This is a genomic window from Zobellia russellii (assembly GCF_018728565.1).
GTDB classification, from domain to species: Bacteria; Bacteroidota; Bacteroidia; order Flavobacteriales; family Flavobacteriaceae; genus Zobellia; species Zobellia russellii.
In genome coordinates this window covers 518,930-539,490 of the sequence record NZ_JACSOI010000004.1, presented here as the reverse complement: position 1 = coordinate 539,490, position 20,561 = coordinate 518,930, and the positions used below count along the sequence as shown (strand labels likewise).

At 35.7% G+C, this 20,561-nt stretch carries 20 protein-coding genes; 13 read left to right on the top strand and 7 right to left on the bottom strand.

Annotation, left to right across the window (positions count from 1 at the left end; genetic code table 11):
* Window positions 1–207 precede the first annotated feature (207 nt).
* Together H9565_RS12655 and H9565_RS12650 are read left to right on the top strand one after the other, a co-directional pair.
* Window positions 208–951 carry a hypothetical protein gene (locus H9565_RS12655; RefSeq protein WP_215440167.1) on the top strand — a complete coding sequence of 248 codons (744 nt, stop codon included), beginning with the start codon at window positions 208–210 and terminating at the stop codon, window positions 949–951.
* A 200-nt stretch (window positions 952–1,151) separates the two neighbouring features.
* Complete coding sequence (locus H9565_RS12650) at window positions 1,152–2,177, top strand: metallophosphoesterase family protein (protein ID WP_215440165.1); 1,026 nt, start codon at window positions 1,152–1,154, stop codon at window positions 2,175–2,177.
* Window positions 2,178–2,437: 260 nt separating this feature from the next.
* Here H9565_RS12650 and H9565_RS12645 read toward each other — a convergent pair whose 3' ends face one another.
* The 3 genes from H9565_RS12645 to H9565_RS12635 form a co-directional block, all read right to left on the bottom strand.
* On the bottom strand, window positions 2,438–3,568 hold the full coding sequence (locus H9565_RS12645; RefSeq protein ID WP_215440163.1) for an acyl-CoA dehydrogenase family protein: 1,131 nt from the start codon (window positions 3,566–3,568) through the stop codon (window positions 2,438–2,440).
* Window positions 3,569–3,599: 31 nt separating this feature from the next.
* The gene (locus tag H9565_RS12640; RefSeq protein ID WP_215440161.1) at window positions 3,600–4,466 is read right to left on the bottom strand and encodes a helix-turn-helix domain-containing protein; all 867 of its coding nucleotides are present in this window, start codon (window positions 4,464–4,466) and stop codon (window positions 3,600–3,602) included.
* A 177-nt stretch (window positions 4,467–4,643) separates the two neighbouring features.
* Complete coding sequence (locus H9565_RS12635) at window positions 4,644–5,333, bottom strand: cupin domain-containing protein (protein WP_215440159.1); 690 nt, start codon at window positions 5,331–5,333, stop codon at window positions 4,644–4,646.
* Window positions 5,334–5,760: 427 nt separating this feature from the next.
* Here H9565_RS12635 and H9565_RS12630 point away from each other — a divergent pair, with 427 nt between their 5' ends.
* From H9565_RS12630 to H9565_RS12605, 6 genes are all read left to right on the top strand, one after another.
* The gene (locus H9565_RS12630) at window positions 5,761–6,669 is read left to right on the top strand and encodes an MBL fold metallo-hydrolase (protein WP_215440157.1); all 909 of its coding nucleotides are present in this window, start codon (window positions 5,761–5,763) and stop codon (window positions 6,667–6,669) included.
* A 493-nt stretch (window positions 6,670–7,162) separates the two neighbouring features.
* Entirely contained in the window at window positions 7,163–7,696 is a 534-nt protein-coding gene (locus H9565_RS12625; protein WP_215440155.1) for a nuclear transport factor 2 family protein, read from the top strand.
* Between the two features lie 335 nt (window positions 7,697–8,031).
* On the top strand, window positions 8,032–9,141 hold the full coding sequence (locus H9565_RS12620) for an alpha/beta fold hydrolase (RefSeq protein WP_215440153.1): 1,110 nt from the start codon (window positions 8,032–8,034) through the stop codon (window positions 9,139–9,141).
* A 92-nt stretch (window positions 9,142–9,233) separates the two neighbouring features.
* Entirely contained in the window at window positions 9,234–10,304 is a 1,071-nt protein-coding gene (locus H9565_RS12615; protein ID WP_215440151.1) for a hypothetical protein, read from the top strand.
* A 202-nt stretch (window positions 10,305–10,506) separates the two neighbouring features.
* The gene (locus tag H9565_RS12610; RefSeq protein WP_215440149.1) at window positions 10,507–10,911 is read left to right on the top strand and encodes an OsmC family protein; all 405 of its coding nucleotides are present in this window, start codon (window positions 10,507–10,509) and stop codon (window positions 10,909–10,911) included.
* Window positions 10,908–11,636, top strand: a complete 729-nt coding sequence (locus tag H9565_RS12605; protein ID WP_215440147.1) for a sulfite exporter TauE/SafE family protein — start codon at window positions 10,908–10,910, stop codon at window positions 11,634–11,636. The genes H9565_RS12610 and H9565_RS12605 overlap by 4 nt, the downstream gene beginning before the upstream one ends.
* Before the next feature lie 286 nt (window positions 11,637–11,922).
* Here the strand turns inward: H9565_RS12605 and H9565_RS12600 are convergent, their stop codons facing one another.
* Window positions 11,923–12,303 carry a Fur family transcriptional regulator gene (locus H9565_RS12600; protein WP_215440145.1) on the bottom strand — a complete coding sequence of 127 codons (381 nt, stop codon included), beginning with the start codon at window positions 12,301–12,303 and terminating at the stop codon, window positions 11,923–11,925.
* On the opposite strand from H9565_RS12600, the gene H9565_RS12595 reads away from it, so the two are divergent.
* The 3 genes from H9565_RS12595 (at window position 12,224) to H9565_RS12585 (ending at window position 14,772) form a co-directional block, all read left to right on the top strand.
* Entirely contained in the window at window positions 12,224–12,784 is a 561-nt protein-coding gene (locus H9565_RS12595) for a MerC domain-containing protein (protein WP_246560587.1), read from the top strand. The genes H9565_RS12600 and H9565_RS12595 overlap by 80 nt on opposite strands.
* Window positions 12,785–12,790: 6 nt before the next feature.
* The gene (gene folE, locus H9565_RS12590; protein WP_215440142.1) at window positions 12,791–13,447 is read left to right on the top strand and encodes a GTP cyclohydrolase I FolE; all 657 of its coding nucleotides are present in this window, start codon (window positions 12,791–12,793) and stop codon (window positions 13,445–13,447) included.
* A 425-nt stretch (window positions 13,448–13,872) separates the two neighbouring features.
* On the top strand, window positions 13,873–14,772 hold the full coding sequence (locus H9565_RS12585; RefSeq protein WP_215440140.1) for an SMP-30/gluconolactonase/LRE family protein: 900 nt from the start codon (window positions 13,873–13,875) through the stop codon (window positions 14,770–14,772).
* 145 nt (window positions 14,773–14,917) lie between these two features.
* Here H9565_RS12585 and H9565_RS12580 read toward each other — a convergent pair whose 3' ends face one another.
* Genes H9565_RS12580 through H9565_RS12570 form a run of 3 tightly spaced genes read right to left on the bottom strand, consistent with a single transcriptional unit; the run spans window position 14,918 to window position 17,986 of the window.
* A complete protein-coding gene (locus tag H9565_RS12580) occupies window positions 14,918–15,328 on the bottom strand; it encodes a hypothetical protein (RefSeq protein WP_215440138.1) in 411 nt (136 codons plus the stop codon).
* Window positions 15,329–15,353: 25 nt separating this feature from the next.
* A complete protein-coding gene (locus H9565_RS12575; RefSeq protein WP_215440136.1) occupies window positions 15,354–16,556 on the bottom strand; it encodes an endo-1,4-beta-xylanase in 1,203 nt (400 codons plus the stop codon).
* Between the two features lie 38 nt (window positions 16,557–16,594).
* Window positions 16,595–17,986 (bottom strand): endo-1,4-beta-xylanase, encoded by a 1,392-nt coding sequence (locus H9565_RS12570; protein ID WP_215440134.1) that lies wholly within the window; start codon window positions 17,984–17,986, stop codon window positions 16,595–16,597.
* Window positions 17,987–18,301: 315 nt separating this feature from the next.
* Between H9565_RS12570 and H9565_RS12565 the strand changes: the two genes are divergently transcribed.
* Together H9565_RS12565 and H9565_RS12560 are read left to right on the top strand one after the other, a co-directional pair.
* Window positions 18,302–19,606 carry a sugar phosphate isomerase/epimerase family protein gene (locus H9565_RS12565; RefSeq protein WP_215440132.1) on the top strand — a complete coding sequence of 435 codons (1,305 nt, stop codon included), beginning with the start codon at window positions 18,302–18,304 and terminating at the stop codon, window positions 19,604–19,606.
* 26 nt (window positions 19,607–19,632) lie between these two features.
* Window positions 19,633–20,394, top strand: a complete 762-nt coding sequence (locus H9565_RS12560; protein WP_215440130.1) for a ThuA domain-containing protein — start codon at window positions 19,633–19,635, stop codon at window positions 20,392–20,394.
* Window positions 20,395–20,561 lie beyond the last annotated feature (167 nt).

The following is a 20,561-nucleotide window of genomic DNA, read 5'->3' as shown; positions in this document are numbered from 1 at the left end:
AGTAATTTGAGTGTTCATATCTTTAATTTTTAGTTCATCTTAAAGATACTCGACTTACTGCTTTTACATAGATGCTAAACGCAATTACGGCGGATTCGACTACGTCCGAATCCACTCGGAATTGCTAAAGTCTGTGTTAAACCGAAAATTAACGCATATTAACCCGTAACTGAAGGTTATACGAGACCGTTGTGCCTAATATAAAAAATGAAAAAAATAACGACAATAATCTTCACATTGGTTAGTCTGACAAGTTTTAGCCAAAGTATTGAAACAATAACCAAAAAAGTATCGGACAAAATCTGTGACTGCATTAAAGATGATATTAGCTCTTATTCCGAAATTAAACCTGAATTTAATAGGTGCTATGACAAAGAGTTCAATCAAATCTTTAGCCTTGTTGATTCCGAAGAACAAAAGATATTAGTGCAACAAGGAGCTTTAGAAGAAATCAAGAATGGAATAATTCCGACTTTAAATAAGAATTGCGAAAAAATCAGAAGTTTAATTCAATCAGAAGTTGAAAACTCTGTTGAGCCTGCATCGAATAGCAATAAAGAAGCTTGTCCGACAAATTTCACAGGAAAGGACTTGAAGAAAATCGAAAAACTAGACGGTGAAATAATTGCATTTAATGGACTCGTAACCGAAGTTCATACTGCACACAACGATAAACCATATTATCAAGTAAAGTTAGAAGGTGGCAATACAATTTGGGTTGCTTCACTTGTAAACAGCGGATATGAGAAAGAAGGAAAAATAATTAGACTTTTAGGATATGTTTCAGAAGTCGGTAATGATGAAATAGCAAAAAAGTACAATCAGACTGACTATCATATTCTAGCATTTTGTGTGATTGATATGGACAGTAAGCAAATGGCAATGATGCCAGGGTCGGAACTCCAAGTGAAAGAATGGATGAACGGAACAATTCCAAAAGGAGAAAAATAAAATACTAGGCACAACAACGGCTATACGTAATGTGGGTTTTGGTGCTAAATTGAAAGTGAATGAATAATAAAAATATATCGGTAGGCTGATAGTGAAGTGCTCTTTAATCCCGCACTACGCTTAGCCGAACCGTTGGCATGCATTTGGAAAATAAAGAGGCCTGATACTATTCTATATTTTTATTACAATAACCAAATTTTATGAAACGTCGCTCATTTTTTAGAAGAACTACCACAGCCCTAATGGGGCTTGGACTTACAACAAGCTCTTTTGCAAAAACAACTCATAAGAAAATAAAGAAGCCTGTTAAGGTATGTACTACTATAGACCAGCAAAAAGTGTTCTTTTATGCTGATGTAATTAATGAGGCAATAAAGGTAGTTTATATAGCCGATACGCATTTGTTTAAAGATGATGAAAGAGGAACTCCTTACCAAAAGTATAGTAATCGAATGGCAAAGGCTTATAACCAAACTACACATTTTAAAACCCAAATAGAAACGAATCCGGAGGAAGCCTTTGAACAAACACTAGCATTTGCGAAAGAAGTAAATGCCGATGTTATTATTTTGAACGGAGATATTTTTAGTTTCCCGTCTGAAGCGGCAATAGAGTGGGTTCAATCAAAATTGAAGGATACGGGCATTCCGTACATTTATATAGCAGGGAATCACGATTGGCATTATGAAGGGATGGAAGGCACGTTGGAGTCTCTACGCGATACGTGGATTGAAAAGCGATTACTGCCCTTGTATCAGGGCAATCACCCTTTAATGGCGGCTTATGATATCAAAGGAATCAGATTTTTAGCAATAGATAATTCTACCTATCAAATTAATGAGGAGCAATTAACATTTTTTATGGAACAGGTTGCTAGTGGTATGCCTTTGGTTTTATTGGTACATATTCCAATGTATGCTCCTGGAAAGAACGTATTATTTGGTTGCGGAAATCCGAATTGGGGAGCTGCCACAGATCGCAATTTTGAAATAGAAAGACGTCCTAAATGGCCAGAAAGTGGACATACTCAAACAACACTTAATTTTCACAAGAAAGTTTTTACTGCTCCAAATCTGTTGGGCATTTTTGCAGGGCATGTCCATCAAAACTCTATTGAAATGATTAAAGGAAAACCTCAAATAGTTACTGATGATAACGCCAGTGGAGGTTATTTGGATATCACCTTTTTACCTATGGACAAACAGGATAAAAAGTTAATTTTATAATTGCTGGTGATGAAATTTAATTTCCTTCACATTTGCTGCAATGAACAAGAAGAAAGGATTTACATTTCCTAACCTCTGGAAAGGCTGTGTGTAGTTAAAATAATTAACATGGAAATACATATGCCAACACTGTATAAAATTAATTGCTAGTGCGAGCCTGCTTACCAAAACCCTCGCGGATTTTCTCTTCTGTTTGTAATTACCATATTAGTTGCTTAAACTCGCAACAAACCATATGCAAACACGTTGTCAAAAATTTGCTATTTCAATAAAAAATCGCCTGTAAAATGCTGCTGTTTCTTTTCAGGTAATGTATGAAAACCAACCGCTTGCATGTCACGAAAGAGTCGCTCCAATTCGTATTTTCTGTAAAAACTTTGTCCGCCTACCGTTTCCATGGCCTTATTCACAGTTTCTTTACATGCATTCGCAACCAAAGTTTTTCTAGTTAACATTTCAACACCTATTCTTTCCTCAGATTTAAAATCTAAATCATTGGCTATTTCAAGCATGTCTTTATGTAGCACTTTGGACAATGTGTAGCTATTATAAACTTCCCCAAGTAAAATAGTAGTTTCATGAAGTCTACTCTGTTTTGATTTTTCTAAAGTAATCTTCATCGCTTTTTCTGCAATCCCTAGATAGGGTGCCATTATTAACGGCAACGCGACGGTTAATACTACATTCCAAAACATAGGGAATTCGCCTTTTGCTCTCTTCATCACTATGGAGTCTTCTGGAATGAACACATTATTAAGAATTACTGTCTGCGAACCTGTTCCGCGCATTCCCAATGTGTGCCAGTCATCCAATAGCTGTATCCCATCAGATTTCATAGATACTGTAAAATGGAGTATTTGCCATCCCTCTTCTGGATTATTATAGGGTATGCTGGTAACCAAGAGATCACCTATTGCAGATTGGCTTGCAAATTGTTTTCTTGCTGAGACCAAATAACCATTATCAATTTTTTTCATGGTTCCATTAGAATCTAGCCAGTCACGTGCACCTGTGCTGACCAGCACTAGGTTTTTATCCACTACTTCTTTTAAGAATTCTTCGCCTGTGCCTTCGTGTTTATATTTCCAAATATTTGCCGCAAGAAGGTGCTGGTGCATGGACAATGCCAATGCCGTAGAAGGGCAATACTGTGCTATTTTGACCAATATAGCACACATATCAGTAAAGGAGACACCAGCGCCTCCCAATGCTCTTGGTATCATAGCCGTTAGATATCCTTGTTCCTTCAACAATTGATAATTATTGGCTACAAAGGTATCAGCCTGATCGTGAGCAAATCCGTTTGCAGCCAATTGCTCTCCAAGCTGGTCTATTAGATTTAGCCATTGCTTTGAAGTTGTTTCGGTCACCTTACTTTCATGACTATTCATAATACTACTGAATTTTTTTCTAGGAAACCTCTTAAACTGACAGTTGCGCTTTTTGAAATTTTAAAGGGGTAATACCATTCTCGTGCTTGAATACTCTTGCAAAATGGGCTGGACTTTCAAAGCCACTATCAAAAGCCACTTCATATACTTTTCGATTGGTATTCTCCAATAATAGTTTCGCATGAATAAGCCTTTGTTTAGTAAGCCATTTTCCTGGTGACATTCCATAAACGCTATAAAAGTCGCGATTAAAAGTACTTAAACTTCTGTGCGATAGTCTTGCAAAATCAACGAGCGATAAATTATAAACAAAGTTGGCCTCCATTATGTTTTTAATAGATGGTTTAACTTCTTGGGCTATCTGTTTAAAATAGCTGCCTATTTCAGGGTTGGATGGAAGCGACAAAATATTGACCAATAATTCTTGAAATTTTATTTCTATCAGATATTTTGAAGGCTTTTCATCATTGGAAAAATAATCTAATATTGAGGTAAAATAAGTACTTAAAGTTCTATCCATTTTCACAGGAATTGCACTGTCACTTTGAAGATTACTGTTTAGATTGGCACCAATTTCAGGTTTTTGTGACATAAAATCCTTGACATAAGAATCGGGAATAAAGATTACTATGGCGCAAAAATCAGAGTCAAAATACTTCTCAATTATATTTGCCCCTTTTTTTACAAAAAGTACCTCATTGGCATTAATCATATAACTGTTCTCTAGCGTTCGCCATTTCTTTTTACCTTCTAACACATAGATAAAATAATTTAAGTGGTTCCAAGCGGTGAATATCGATTTTGTCTCTGCACATCTATATTCCGAAAACATAAGTGACGACACTTCAATTTTCTTGAACGTAGGTGTTCTTTTTGCTATGTCGTAACCATTACCCATTATTTATATATTTTTCTTTTAGAAAAGTACAGCTTTCTGAGAGAATGAAGTCATAATAACCAATTTAGGCAATGACTACTCATGTTTTAAGTGATAAATACCCCAACGCCCTATTTTCTTACTATTATGAAGATTTAAGTAATCACGTCTGTTTAGTATAAAGCCAAGAACTTATTTCTATTCAATTTTTGAAGGTTTTAATATCAGGTCGTTGTCTGCTGCTAATTTGGCAAATTCCTCTGCACTAAGCGTATTAGATGGTTCTGTTTCAGGCTTTACCCCTACTTTTTTAAAAAAGTCCAACAGACCATGCTTAGCATTTGGTACCGTAGCAAATACCAATTTTAAAGGTTCCTTGCCCGTATTTTGAAAGGAATGCCATTCTCCCGGTGCAGTATACCATACATAGCCCTCTTTAACGATTGTTTCTTTACGCTCATCATTCTCATAACTAATTACTACACCTGTTCCTGAAAGAAAATAAGCAATTTCTTCTGTTTTATTATGCTTGTGTTCTGGTAAAGCTCCACCCACTCCCAACTCGTATTTTGAAAAACCTGAAGAAGCATCTGGGTGACTTTCAGGATCCATATAAATTTGAAGTAATCCTCCGGACCCGAGTTTGTCTTTACGCTCAGGAAATATCCACAGTTGTTGGGCGTCATTTGGCGTAATTATTCTCTTACTCGTGTGCGTATGTGTGGAATTATCATGAGTATGAGCTTCTTCTTTAAGAGAAAGTACTGCCACCGAATCCTCTTTTTTTTCTGGTTTATTTACGTTTTCACCACAACTTTGAGCGACTGTGAACACCATAATTATGGCAGCTAACTTTATAAATTTTAGGTCCTTTTTGTTTTTAAGCATGGTTGAAGAATTTATGATTATTAGTAACTTTATTATACGAATCAAATCTATAGAGAATAAAGGTACTTTAACTGACTGCGGCTTTCAATAAATTGACTAAGCGTGTCAAAACGATAATTTTGAAAAAAATATACCCATTTAAAACTTGCTGAATGTCAGTTACGACTAAAGAATACCAAGCACTATATATACAGTTTTTATAAAAAAACTATTGCCACAATGGCTGTAATAACTAGGAGTTTAGCTGCTTGATTAAAATTTGGGCATATTTAGAATATACGCCAAATCTTTTGGATTTTGCTCTGGACAAGAAAAAATAAATTATATCAAAAAGCTTTAGCTATGTGTGTTTGTGGCGGAAAACAAACGTTAGTTTGCGCCCGTAATGCTCATAGCTAAACCGTTGTAAAACATTTAAAATCTCAACATGAAAAACATAATTTTACTAGTTTTCACAGTACTTATATTGGGATGTAATTCTAAAAAGAAGAGAGAAGAAACTATTTCAACTTCTCACGAAAAAATTGATCTTAGTGATTCACCACTATTCAATACAGAGATTGTTGAACCTACAAAATTGTTTGATAATATTTACTTTGTTGGTTATGGAGGTGTGGGAGCATTTATTGTAAATACTACACAGGGAATAATATTAATAGACGCCATGTGGACTAATAATGATGCAAAGAATGTTATTATTCCTGGCATAGAAAAACTTGGATTAAACCCTAAAGATATTAAGTATCTATTGGTTACTCACGAGCATGCCGATCATTATGGTGGCGCTAATTTTATTGAGAAAACCTATAAATCCAAAATTCTAATGAGCGAAGTTGCCTGGAATGGTCTCCAAGACCCTAATGCACTCGTTTTAGTAGATCCTTTTGGAAATAAATCAAGTGATTTACCACTACCTCAATCCTATCAAAAAGTAGATGACAAAGAAATTATATCTCTTGGGGAAACTAACATAAGAGTATTGTTAACACCAGGCCATACTAAAGGTGCTATTTCATTAGTAATCAATACAACTGATAATAATATAAATCATGCTGTTTCAATTTGGGGAGGAACAGGGTTGCCCAATACTCTAGAAGAAAATAAAAAATATCTGAAATCGCTTAATTATTTTGAATCATTTGCGATTAAGAATGGTGTGGATGCTCAAATTTCAAACCATCCGTTTGTAAATAATTTATTAGATGATATGAAATTACTTAAATCAAGAAAATCAACAGAAAAAAATCCACTAATTTTAACAACAGAAGAGTTCAAAAGAAATATCGATACAACTTTAAGAAAAAGTGTAATTGAGAAAATAAAGAGTTATCAATAACCAAATAACTGAAGTATTATTGAAAAACGTTTTAAAACAATGGCTATAAGTAATTGCTTGTTCTCGCCTACTTTGGCAATTTCTGTGGAATTTCCGTCTTGGTGCGTGATTGCAAAGTTAAGTGCTAACCAACGCAACGAAATCATACACCAGACCATTCAATACAATACTTCTTCAATTTTTCTAGATTAGTTCTGGATACAATTACCTAGCATCTATTACTTATTATTCTAAGAAGTATCCAGCCAAGCAGAAAGTAATTTTTCTTAAACGTTTTGATTTTTATATCAGGAATTCCACATGAATCCAGTTATACTATAAATTTTTAAATTTCAATTATTTAGAATATTTTGTACTTATATCTAAAAAAATTAATAGTTTAGGTTTCTATTAAAGTAAGTTAGTTCCCCTAGTATTTATTGCCAGAAACATTATTCCCCCATTTGTTGTAAATCAACCAATTGAGTAGAATAATAACCAACAATTATATATTATGAGAACAATTAGAAAGATTATGCTTTTTACGCTTACTTTATTTTTCACTCCGTTAATCTTTAACGCACAAGAAATTTCGGCTACTATGGATTTCGAGAATGCCGAAGTAAATGTAGCAATCGTATCTAATTACGTAAATGCACTTCAAAACGAAGATGTGCAAACTATGGTAGCGCAATTAGCAGATGATGCAAAGATTTATGGTCTAACCGGAGGTCCTTCAAACGTAATGAACCCCACGCAGTTATCCGAATATTACAAGGAAAGCTTCGCAACCACTAAACATAAGATTGACGAAAACACGTCCTATGCCCCCATAAAAGTAACCGGTGGAATAAACGAGGGCGAGTGGGTCATGGTTTGGACTACCGATACCATTAGCTCTAAGAAAACCGGTCAAGAGATTCCGATACCTGCGCAGGTAACCTGTTTTTTAGAAAACGGTAAAATTACGATGATTGCCCATTACTACGATCAGTTGAATGTGATGACCTCTATGGGCTACACACTACAACCCCCTTCAAAAGAGTAACTAAACTTGTCTTATTGATTCTCAAACCCAGAAAAAATTTCTGGGTTTGCTTTTAAATTATAATAATCCGCAGAGCTTTTGACAGGTATTATTCAATTCCTTATTAGACTAAAATAATCTACTACTGAACGGAATATTGACTTGGTAGCTTGGAAAAAACTGGCTACGCCACAACCAATAAACAATACGGGTTTTGGTTCTGGCCAGAAAATATAAATCAAAACCGTAAGATTTAGCTATGTACATGGTGGAAAGCAAGCCCCAGTTTGCTCCCATACCATTCATCACTCAAACGTTAGGGGTAATAATAAAAACACAGAATTGATTATGAACATATGAAAATAGTAAAGAAAATAGGAAAATGGCTTTTGGTTTTAGTGGGGGCACTTATTGCGTTTATTTTAGTTGTATTACTTATCATCAGAATCAACAGTTCTGGAGAAGAAGAACCTTTTTTAGATGAAAAGGGCAATGTACTTCCAAATAGTATAGCTACACATGAGGATATGACTATAAATGGAGTGCAACAAAGGGTTACCATTAGAGGGAAAGATAAAAATAACCCCGTATTACTAATAGTTCACGGAGGACCGGGTGCACCAATTTTACCGGTAATTTACAAACTATCAGGAATTGATCTAGAAGATATATTTACGGTTTGCTATTGGGAACAAAGAGGCTCCGGACTAGCTTATAATGATAGCATACCTGACTCGTCCATTACCTTAGACCATATAGTAGATGATGGTTTGGAACTATCAAATCAATTGAAAAAGACTTTTAAAAAAGATAAAATTTACATTGAAGGTTTATCGTGGGGAACAGCAGTAGCAGCTTATATGGTTCAAAAACAGCCTGAATTATATCACGCTTATATTGGTAGTGGTCTAATGGCCAACCTATCACTTTCAGAAGAGTTATCCTATGAATTTGCAATGTCTGAATCGCAAAAACATAATGATACCGTTTCAATCAGTCAATTGAAACAAATTGGGAGACCTCCTTACGTTAAAAACTCAAAAAATTCAGTAACCGAAGCCTTTGAAATAGAACGACAAATTGTAATGAAGTATGCGCCGATAAAACTTGATACCGACTTTAATTTTATTAAAAGTATGTTTTTAGATAATGGGTTAACGTTTAAGGAAAAATTTACTGATATGATAAATAGTCCTGAATCCTACTACCCTGCAGCTAAGATTTTACAACCTACAGCAATTGATATGAACTTAATGCGTGATATTCCTGAATTGAAAGTGCCCGTTTATATATTACAAGGAGACAATGACCATTTTACCGAAACGCCTGTAGCAAAAATGTATTTTGATTCCATTATAGCGCCATCTAAAAAATGGTTTTTGTTCGAAAATGGAACGCACGGTGTACAAATTGAGTATCCAGAAAAATATCGTTCAATATATATCAATGAAATACTGGGGAAATAATTACTATCCTCAACAATGTATATGAAAAATAGCGCATGTAACTGACTACGTTTCATGAATAAACCTTTGCAAAGAATAATCAAATAAACCATATGAAAAATCTAGTACTCGTAATCTTCATTTTCACATCTGCACTATGTAATGCCCAAAAATACTCTTTTGTTCCAGATAGTTTACGACTAATATCCTATGAGGAATTAATGAAAAATCCACCCTCTAATGTCGGGTCGGTGTATTATGAAAACGGAACACCAACAACATTTAAAGAGGTTATTCCATTAGTAATGCAGAAAAAATTGACACCTCAAATGTTTGTTGACAAGGATGGAAATCATAAAATACTTGTAGTTGTTGAAGCTGAAGCAGAAACAGAAAACATATCCATAGCCTATGAAGGCATGCCTGAGAAGTTGAAGAAATTAGGATATTCGTTTGGTAACTCAAAAAGTGATACCATAGTACTTATTGCACAAGGAGGCCCTTTCCCTAGATTATTTACGGATGAAGTAAAAGCTATTTTTAAAGAGAAAGGAGAAATTGATGATACTAAATACTTCATTATAAATACGCATCAAGCCCAGACTATAGAACCTCAAACAATGTTAGAGAAAGAAATTTCATTTGACAAAGCCAAAATGTTGGGAGCAAAAACTTCCGCAATGTTACATGAGCTTGTTAGTTATTTTAAATCTGAAAATAAAAAGGTCTTTATTGTAGGTATTTCGTATGGTTGTTTTGCAGGGCAAGACTATATTTCCAAGTTTGGTAATATTGCAGACGGGTATTTACTCATGGTAGGCAGGTTAGATATTGCGGAAGAAGTTTGGAGGGCATATTCCGAAGGAATTGACGCCGGTTTTGAAGAAGATGCTATTAGTACAAAGGTAGAACAAAAGGCTGAGGATTTAATGATGATCAATTCACACAAAGTTGCTGCTGCATATGGTTATAAGCGATATTCGGAATTGTTGAAGAACACTGACCTATCTAATCTAATTTATTACCATGCCTTAAAGGATGCCAATGTTGGTAAACTAACTGAAGATGAAATTGATTTCCTTAATACCAAAGGTGCTCATCTTGTTGGTTTTGATGATGTACATACAGCGTGGAGAAAACATTTGAAGGAAGCTTTGGAATTACTATTAGCAAAACAACTATAACCAACGTCACTTTTTGAAATTATATAAACAACTCATAAATAGTTAGTTGCAGAATTCAGGGTTAGGATGTATTTGCAAATCCGTTTTTTTATTAATTTGGTTTATTGATAAAAAATATCAGGCTTGTACTTAACCGAAAGGAAAACCTCTTTTTACACGTTACGAGCCATATATTCGTTACCTGCAAGCACAAAAAACAATTATGGAATATTCGGTCGATGCAAGTTCATCTTCAAAAAAGAGTGCTTCAATTCAAATTAAGCAATCGAAAATTAATTTTGGGATTACACCTGAATTTGCTGATACTATCCCAAATCCAGCAGAACTATTTTTGGGCTCATTTTCTTCCTGTATTCTAAAAAATGTGGAACGCTTTTCTGGTTTCATGAATTTTGAGTATTCCAAAGCTGAAATACTAGTAAAAGGCATTCGATTAGAGAAACCTCCTAGAATTGACAAAATAAACTATGAACTGAAGATTTACAGCACAGACACAGATTTAAATGTTGAATTGCTCAAAAAAAATATTGAAAAATTTGGCACTATATTTAATACCGTGCAGTTATCCTGTTCTATTAATGGAGATGTAAAATTAATTTATGAATGAAGGATATAAACTTTATTTTTTTAATCCTCACATTAGTAGCCGAAATAATTGGTACAATTGGCGGTTTCGGTTCATCCGTGTTTTTTGTACCGTTGGGTAATTTTTATTTCGATTTTCAATCTGTCTTGGGGCTTACCGCAATATTCCATCTCTCCAGTAATCTGAGTAAAATATTTTTGTTTAAAAAAGGATTAGACAAAAGGTTATTATTATCCATTGGAATACCATCAGTAATTTTTGTAGTAATTGGTGGGTTTCTATCAAAGATATTCAACAGTAATTTTTTAGAAATATTCTTAGGCATTTTCTTAATAGGATTTAGCTTGTTATTTCTTATTAAGAGTAAACTAAGCATATCTCCAAATGATAAAAACGCAGTTGTTGGAGGAGCACTATCCGGCTTCTCGGCCGGCTTATTAGGCACAGGAGGAGCTATTAGGGGGTTAACAATGGCCTCTTTCAATTTAGAAAAAAGTGTGTTTATTGCCACTTCTGCATTTATAGATTTTCTGATAGATTTTTCTAGAACATTTGTATATTATAGCAATGGATATATTCATAAGCACGACCTAAAATATGTGCCTTTTTTGTTTATAATTGGTCTAATAGGCACATTTATAGGAAAAAAGATTTTAGCCTATATTCCCCAAAGCAAATTCCGTAGGCTGTCTTTATCTTTAATACTTATTGTTGGAATTATTACTATGACCAAACTGCTTTTTTAACTAAAAAAAACCAGCCACTACCAACGTATATACTAACGTTAGCAACCATACTTAAGCTCCCGGAAGAATATAAAAGGAAAAATTTGCGGATTTTGAGCAAGGCCACAAGTAAAGGCAGTTGACAAAATAGCAATCATTGTACCCCCCTTTAATTATAGCTAATATTTATCATCATTGGCCTATAAAAGAGGATTTCATAATGCGGGCAAAATAGCAACTAACTTTAAGTGCAGTCCGCAAGTTTTGTTAAGGTAGTTGTATTAAACAATATCTCTCTGCAAGAGAACTAAGAAAGACAATCTTGGCATTGACCGATTAACAGAATTTCTGCACTGTTTACTTTGTGATTTGCAACGGTAGGAATAGCCATGTTCAAATTTAAACACTCGGTTTTACCACAATCCTGACATTGAAAATGTGGATGCGTATCTGAATGTACTAAAGACGTACACCCTTTGCACTTTGCATACCATTGTAGTCCATCTTTTCCTTTAAATGAGTGCACCATACCCTCATCTTCCATCCTCTCCAAAGTGCGGTAGACAGTTGTCTTGTTAATCTCTGATTTTAGGCGTTCTATCAAACTAATGGCAGATAAAGCACGTCCTTCTCGCTCAAATATTTCAAGCAAGCTAGTAACAGATTTTGTTCTCCTGGAAATTCCCATGATACAAAATTACTGCAACCAAGTTGTATTAACAAAATTTTCTTTCTATTATTGCAACTTGGTTGCGATAATAAAATTTAGAATGAAGGAAGCCACATTAAAACCGGATAGAATCGGTATACTAGCAAGTTCTTTGTGTATGGTGCATTGCACTGCTACACCATTTATATTTATAGCCCAATCCTGTTCAACAGCTTGCCATGAAGCTACTGCAACCTGGTGGGGTTCATTAGATTTTCTTTTTCTTTCAATTTCACTTTTTGCCATATATCAATCTACCAAGAACTCTTCAAAAACCTGGATAAAATATGCTATGTGGACATCTTGGTTTGTTTTACTTGCTGTAATCCTAAACGAAAAGATTCAACTTATTTCTCTTCCGGAAATTGCTATTTATTTCCCCGCTTTCGCACTCATACTATTGCACATATACAACTTAAAATACTGCCGTTGTCAACCGGATAACTGTTGCTCAAGATAAATTACTATGAAAAAATATACCGATGAAGAAATTGGAGATAACCATATACTAACAACTATTGAAACTCCTTTACTTTCCAATGCGTTTGACAAAGCGGACGAAGAAAAAATTGAAAATATCCAGGTCTACTTTTCAAAAATAATGGAAGAGTTAGGACTAGACCTAAAAGACGAAAGTCTATCCGGAACACCCTATCGCTTTGCAAAAATGTATGTAAAAGAATTGTTCTATGGCCTAAACCCTAACAATAAGCCTAAATTATCTACATTTCCCAATAAATACGGGTACAGAAAAATGCTTATTGAGCATGATATTACTATTGATTCCTCTTGCGAACACCATTTTTTACCTATAACGGGACACGCACATATTGGGTACATCCCTAATGAGAAAGTTATTGGTCTATCCAAGATAAATAGATTGGTTGACTACTACTCCCATCGTCCGCAGGTACAAGAACGCTTATGTCTGCAAATTTTAAATGATTTACAAGAAACGTTAAATACGCAAAGTGTTATTGTTGTTCTAAACGCAAAGCATCTATGTGTATCATCTAGAGGCATAAAAGACAAAGACAGCTCTACCACTACTATAGAATATGGTGGTGATTTTATGGATATAGCATGCCGAAACGAGTTTTTTCAAAATCTCAGTAAAAAATAAACGGATAACAAGAGGTATCCCATAATTATTAGAAAAATGACTGGTTTAACCGCTTTAGAAAAGCGGTTAAACCAATTTAGTTGGTCAAATGATACCTCGTTCTTAGTGCATCCCTTCTAATTTCGGATTATAGGTAAGTGGCTTTTCTCGTTACGCAAATAAACGTCTCTTTATTCTAGTAATCTCTCCCCCTAAAGAACCTACCCTCCACACTTTGCATTCCGTGCCAAACCAAATGCACATCAATAGTAATAGTATCTGCTTCAAAACTATCATATTCATGTCCAAATGATTAATAGATTTGTAAGACACTGATATCTAAACTTATACACGTGTATTCAATACGGACATACACTCCTAATCACAAAAGAATTCAGTTTTAAAATTGTTAGCTAACTCTTTCTATTTAAACCTAAAAAACCATTATGAAAACTAAACAACTTACATTCCTTATTACTTTCTTATTCGCCTTCATAAGTCAAGCGCAGCACGAAGTGAAATTCCCTGTTAAAGTAGGCATGAAACCGGAGAGCATTACCAAGGGCTTTAATGACAACTATTATGTGACTATAATGAACGGGAAAGAACCTGGAGATGGCGAATTGGTGGAGATTTCAAAAACCGGTGTTAAGGTGTTTGCCAAAGGTTTTGATGAACCCAAAGGCATAGTCTACTTAAACGGGAATCTGTATTTCTCGGATGTTACCCGAATTTGGAAAGTTGATAAAGAAGGGAATGCCAGCATTTTTGTGGATAAAACCAACTTTCCCGAAACGGTTCTTTATCTCAATGATGTTTCGTTAGACGGTAAGGATAGCGGAATTTTCGTAGCCGATATGGGTGCCACACAATACATGCGTGATCCCGATAATAACTTATGGCCGTTAGATAGTGAAGAAGCCAAGAAAGTTCCTGAGTTGGGGCGTATCTATCATGTAGACTTAGAAGGGCACATTACCATAAAACAAGATACTTCCCCACTTATGTTGAACCCCAATGGCGTTGGTGTTGACAACGATGGAAATATTATGGTAGGTGCCTTTTTCAAGGGGAATTTTCTAGTTACCGAAAATGGTGTTCTTCGTCCTCTGAAAGGGCAATTTAGAGGGGCCGATGCCGTAGAACAGGATAGTAAGGGTAACTACTATATAAGTAGTTGGGTAGCTGGAAAAGTTTGGAAAATAAATCCTGAAACCGAGGCGTCTACCGTGCTTATTGAAGGTTTAGAATCTGCCGCCGATTTTTATCTTGAGGAGGATAAAGGAAGATTGTTAGTTCCTGATATGATGGCTGGTAAAATATATGCTGTCCCACTTAAAAACTAGAGCAAGAAAACTTCTTCAATACATTTTGGTGGTTATAGTGTCCATTAACTGGGCTACACGCCACATTTACATATAGATTCCAACTCATCCAAATTCGTCAAATTTTCATTAGAAATGATTGAATTTGGATGAGTTAAATCTCTACCTAGTAACTTACTTTAGACTTATTATCTAACTTCTGCTCTATTAATGGGTATAAATCATAGGTAGGATAAATTTCTGACCTGAAAGCTTTCCAAGCAGTTTTTTCTATGGCCAAATTCACTTCCCTAAGTTTGGAAGCTGGTAATTCCAATACAATCATTTGACCTATACCCATAACTACATACCAGTTGACCACGGATACTCCTTCCGGAGGAAAGTTTTTATAAAATCCCTGATTGCTCCTAACCTTCTCTATCTCTTCCAAGTTCATAGACTGATCATGCTTCAAGAAAATAGTCAATAAGAGTTTTTCGGTTTCTTGGCTTTCTCCACTTTCATTAGCCGAAGATTGAGCGTTGGACAAAGTACTGAAGCATAGTACTATTAACGCAGTTAAAAGGGCATTTTTCATGAGTTGTACATTTAAATATTTGTGATTAAAAGTTCTTCTGTTTAACAGTTTCCAAAATTGCTTTTTTGGCTAATTTCGGTTTTTTATCCCGAGTATATAAAAGCGGATAGTTGGTTCTATTGGGAATGGGATATCCATTTTTCCAAGACAAACCATCGTGTACGCCCCAAAAAGTAACCCTGTCAATTTTGTCATGGTTGCTCAGGAAAATCTCAAATAGTTCCTTGTACCGTTCTGCCAATTCCACAGAAACGGATTCCGGTAGTTCTTCTTTATAGGGGTCTAGGAAAGTTTCAAACTCTTCCAATTGATATTGGGGTTCCATCATACTCGTTCCTATTATCTGTCCTTCTTTGGTCAAAGGAAGCACATCTACATCCAACTCTGTAATCATTACTTTTACATCTAGCGCAGCATAGGCATCTATGGCTTGTTGGATATATTCGTTCTTAGGAAAATTGAGTCCCCAATGGCCCTGAATCCCAATTCCGTCTATACGGATTCCTTCTTTCTGTAACATCTTTACCATACGTACGATGCCGTCTCTTTTTTCAGGTCGCCATGCATTAAAATCATTGTAATAAAGCTCGGTATCAGGTGCGTATTCGCTGGCGTACTTAAAAGCCAACTTCACCATTTCATCACCATCTCCAATATGTTGTATCCAATTTGTAGGCCTATAAGACCCATCATTATCAACCACTTCGTTTAACACATCCCATGCATGTACTTTTCCGGCATATCTTCCGGCTACGGTCTCTATATGCTTTCGCAGTTGCTCCTTTTGTTCTTGGGGTGAATTCGGTTCTCCTTTTTCATTGGTAAAAAACCAATCCGGAGTTTGATTGTGCCAGATTAAGGTATGCCCCACAACAAACATTTCTTGTTCTTGGCCAAAAGCCACAAACTCATCTGCCTCTTTAAAATCATACACATTGCGGGCCGGACTTACGGATTCCGCTTTCATACAATTCTCGGGTGTAATTGTATTAAACTGTTGTTTTACTATGTGTAACAAGGCCGTATCTTCTCCAGAAACTACTGCACCATTTATAGCAGAACCCATTTTAAAATAGTCTTTAAAGACCGATTTTAAGGCGATTTCTTCCTTCTCCTCTACGGTTGCGTCCAATAAAGCGTTTTCGCTATTTTCTTTTTCTTTACAACCTATGAACGTAAACAATAAAAGACCTACTATCTGAATTATCCCTACCTTAATAAGATTCATTTTAACTATCAACTTTTTATTCATATCCATCTTTTCGCCTATTGTAATCCCTCTAAAAATCCATCATAGGCCTGTTTTTTATTGTAATTCTCATCGAAGAGCAAAGGCCATTCCGGTACACCAAAAAAATCGATCAACCAAGATTCATTATCACGAAGACCCCATACCGTGATGCCAAATTTATTCTCAAGAGGTACGGTGTTGTATATTCTTACAACTTCCATGAATTTAGCCTTTTGCTGTGCCGCCTTTTCTATGGATAAAGAAGATACATTTTTGTCGTTTTCAGGATTCGTACGAATGTCCAACTCCGAAAAATGTATTTTTAAACCTCTTGAAACGGTGGCATCTACAACCGCTTGTATATCTTCAGTTGAAGGATAATCTATTGAGATATGCATTTGTGCTCCAACACCATCCACTAGTTCACTCAAATCATCTATCAAATTGAATATAGCAGCTCTTTTGCCAGAATTGGCCGCAATATTAAAATCGTTATAAAACAAAATCGCATCCGGATCTGCATTTCTAGCAAATTGAAAGCACTTCTTTATATAGTCATCTCCCATTCTTTGCCTAAAAATAGAGTTTCGTAAAGGGTTGCCCACACTTTCGTCCACAGCCTCATTAACAACATCCCAAGACCTTACCTTACCCTTATATCTGGTCATGGTAGTGGTTATATACTCTTCTACCATCTTCTCGAATTCAGCATCGGTACCCGAAAAATTCTCTACCCAATCCGGCGTGGCATCATGCCAAATTAGGGCATGGCCGTGAACGAACATGTCATTTGCAACAGCAAAATCAACAATAGCATCCGCAGCACTAAAATCGTAGCTGTTTGGAGAAGGATGCATGATATTCATCTTCATCTCGTATTCGGATGTTAAACTATTGAATTCCTTTTTTAATACTTGTGTGTGGTTACCTCCTTCGTTAATTCTGTACGATTGTGTTATTACTCCAACGGCAAATGTATCCGTCTCTTCTTTTAATCCATTCTGAGAGAGTTCTTCACACCCATTAATATTACATACACCATACCGTTGGTCTACCATTATTTTCTTGGTCGCTGTTGATGTACCAGCCGTATTGGTTACCTCAAGTGTAATTGTATATTCGCCGGTTTTTTCATAACGTACCTCCTCAAGGCCTTCCATATCAAGGACCTTATCGCCGCCCGTTCCAAAATCCCATACAGCTGAAAAGTCGGAATCCGATTCTGTTGTATTGTTCAATAAAATAGAATACGGGTCCTCTTCCGAAATAGTATGCTCAAAGGAAGCTTCCACTTTGGTTACAGTAGCATTATCATCTACATCATTTTTAATTTCCTCACTATCCGAAGAACAGCTTAACCAAAATGTAACCAAAAACAAGACCAAATACCTTTTAGCTTTCTTTACTACAGAATCTGTTTTTACCATTGCATAAATAAGTTGGTTTGTACCTATGCTCCGAAGGTAAATGTTACTCCTCCCCCATTCTATAATAAATTGTGCATTGTATAGCACCTATGTGGCATACGCTGTTTTCACCCATGTTTATTCAGCTTATTAAGAAATTCAAAACTTTACATACACGTATACAAAGAGATAGACTAAACTTACTCTAATAAATCACACATCTTTCTAGGTTTTAAACGCACTATTCTATTTGCAACACCAGTGGCAATTATGGCTTCATAGCTTATAGTCTAAAACAAGCTACTCCTTTAAATTTACTACCATAAAAATTAAAGGATGACTTACCATTTCCGTTTACATGGGTTTACCAATAAAATTGCATTGCTGCTTTTCTTACTAGGAACACATTCTGCTTTCTCGCAAGATTCCATTCCATCGCAATCAGATAGATTACAACAGTATTTAGGGTTTTGGGTCAGTTCAATTGACCATAAAACGGATAGTGTAGCCACTACGCCTCTAATAAAAATGAGCAACTATCCTAAAATAGACAATACAGCAATGTCCGTTGATGTATTTCAAAGCGATGGAAAAATCTACAACCATACCTTAACAGAGCTTATTGGGTATGATACAAAGACCGATTCTATTTTTGCATTGGGCAAAAGCGCTCAAGGCGATATGTTTCTAGGGAAAGGTGGATTTACCAGCGATACAGATTGGATAATGAAAGACCGGGACTTTACCAGGAAAGAAACCATGACGGTTACTTTTGATTTTAAAGATCAGACCGATGTGTATTTAAAGGGAACAAACCCAAAGAACGAAATTCTTTGGCAAACCCGCTACATCAAGAAAAATCCAAAAGATAAGAACATAGGTATTCAACTGGTTTCGGTACATAAAGAAATGCAGAAAAACCCTCAGCAGACCTTGAAGTATCTAGATAGAATGGGCTATAGCTATATTGAAACCTTTGTTTATAAAGACCGCTCCTTTTATGGTCTATCTCCTCTAAATTTTAAAAAATTAGTAGAAGAGAACAACCTGAAATTTACAGGATCTATGACGTTTTACGACCTTCCTTCCAATGATGACCGAGCTTGGAAAAAAGCCATGGATTGGTGGAAAAAATGTATAGAAGACCATAAGCAAGCTGGCGTAGAATACCTCACAATATCCAACAATCAAATTAAAGAAATCACCTCTCTTGCCCAACTCAAAAAGTATGCTAAGTATTACAATGCTATTGGAAAGCTATGTAAAGAAAGGGGGATTGCATTCGCTTATCACAACCATTCTGATGAATTCAAGAAACTAGAAAATCAGGTTATCTATAATTATCTCCTAGAAAATACCGACCAAGAGTATGTTAGTTTCCAAGCCGACCTATATTGGATGCATTTTTCCAATGTTGACCCCATTGACTATTTCAAAAAATACGGGAACCGGTTTATAAGCTGGCATGTAAAAGATTACGAAGAACTCGGCCAGAGCGGGAAAATGGATTTTGAGGCATATTTCAAATACGCTAAAACAACTGGTCTCAAATATGTTGTGGCAGAAGTAGAAGCTTTTAACTACCCGGTTTGGTACAGCATCAATTCCGCATGGAACTATTTATACTTCAACATCTTATAATAACACGCTCTCAACACTTAAACTTTATGAAAACCAGAATTTTACAATTAACATGTTTTATCATTACAACTTTCAATCATATGGCTTTTGCCCAAGACCAATTTAAGGTGTTGTTATTCACCGTACAAGACACTTGGCACTACGAGTGTATTCCAACCGCAGTAGATGCTTTTCATAAAATGGCTGCTGAACATCAGTTTAAATTTGATTGGACGCAAAGTCCTGAAGGTCTTGCTGAAAAATTACCTTCCTATGATGTGGTTGTCTTCCTAAATGCCGATGCCGATATCTTAAACAATGACCAACTTGAAGTTCTAAAGACACATATTCAGAACGGGAAAGGTTTTGTGGGAGTCCACTCAACATCCGATAGTGAGATAAGAAATCCGTGGTTCGATAATCTGGTAGGCGGAGTTTTTAAAGACCACCCCCAATATCAGGCTGCCGTACTCACCAATCACGATGTCAATTTTCCTTCAAACCTGCACCTGCCGGAAAAATGGTTGTGGAGTGAAGAATGGTACAATTTTAAACTCTTAAAATCCAAAAATATAAAAGTACTCCTATCGGTAGATGAAAACACCTATGATTATCAAAAGGGATATGACGAAACACCACTGGAAGGTATGGGCGAAAACCATCCTGTTGCATGGTACCAGTTTTACGAAGGAGGCCGTTCATTCTACACCACACTCGGTCATAAACCGGAAGCTTTTCAAGATCAAACCTATATAAATCACTTATTTGGTGGTATTTATTGGGCTGCAAATGGCAAAATAAAAGAATAAGGCGGTCATAGATGCACCGCTAATAAATTTTGCTTTCACGCTCTTAATTACTCTGTTGGATATTCATTCCGTTAACTAAACGGTAGACTCATCTTTTCTAAATTAGAGTCTACCGTTACTTATCGGTTGCTGAAACCTTATCTAAGCTATAGAAAATTACTTCTCTC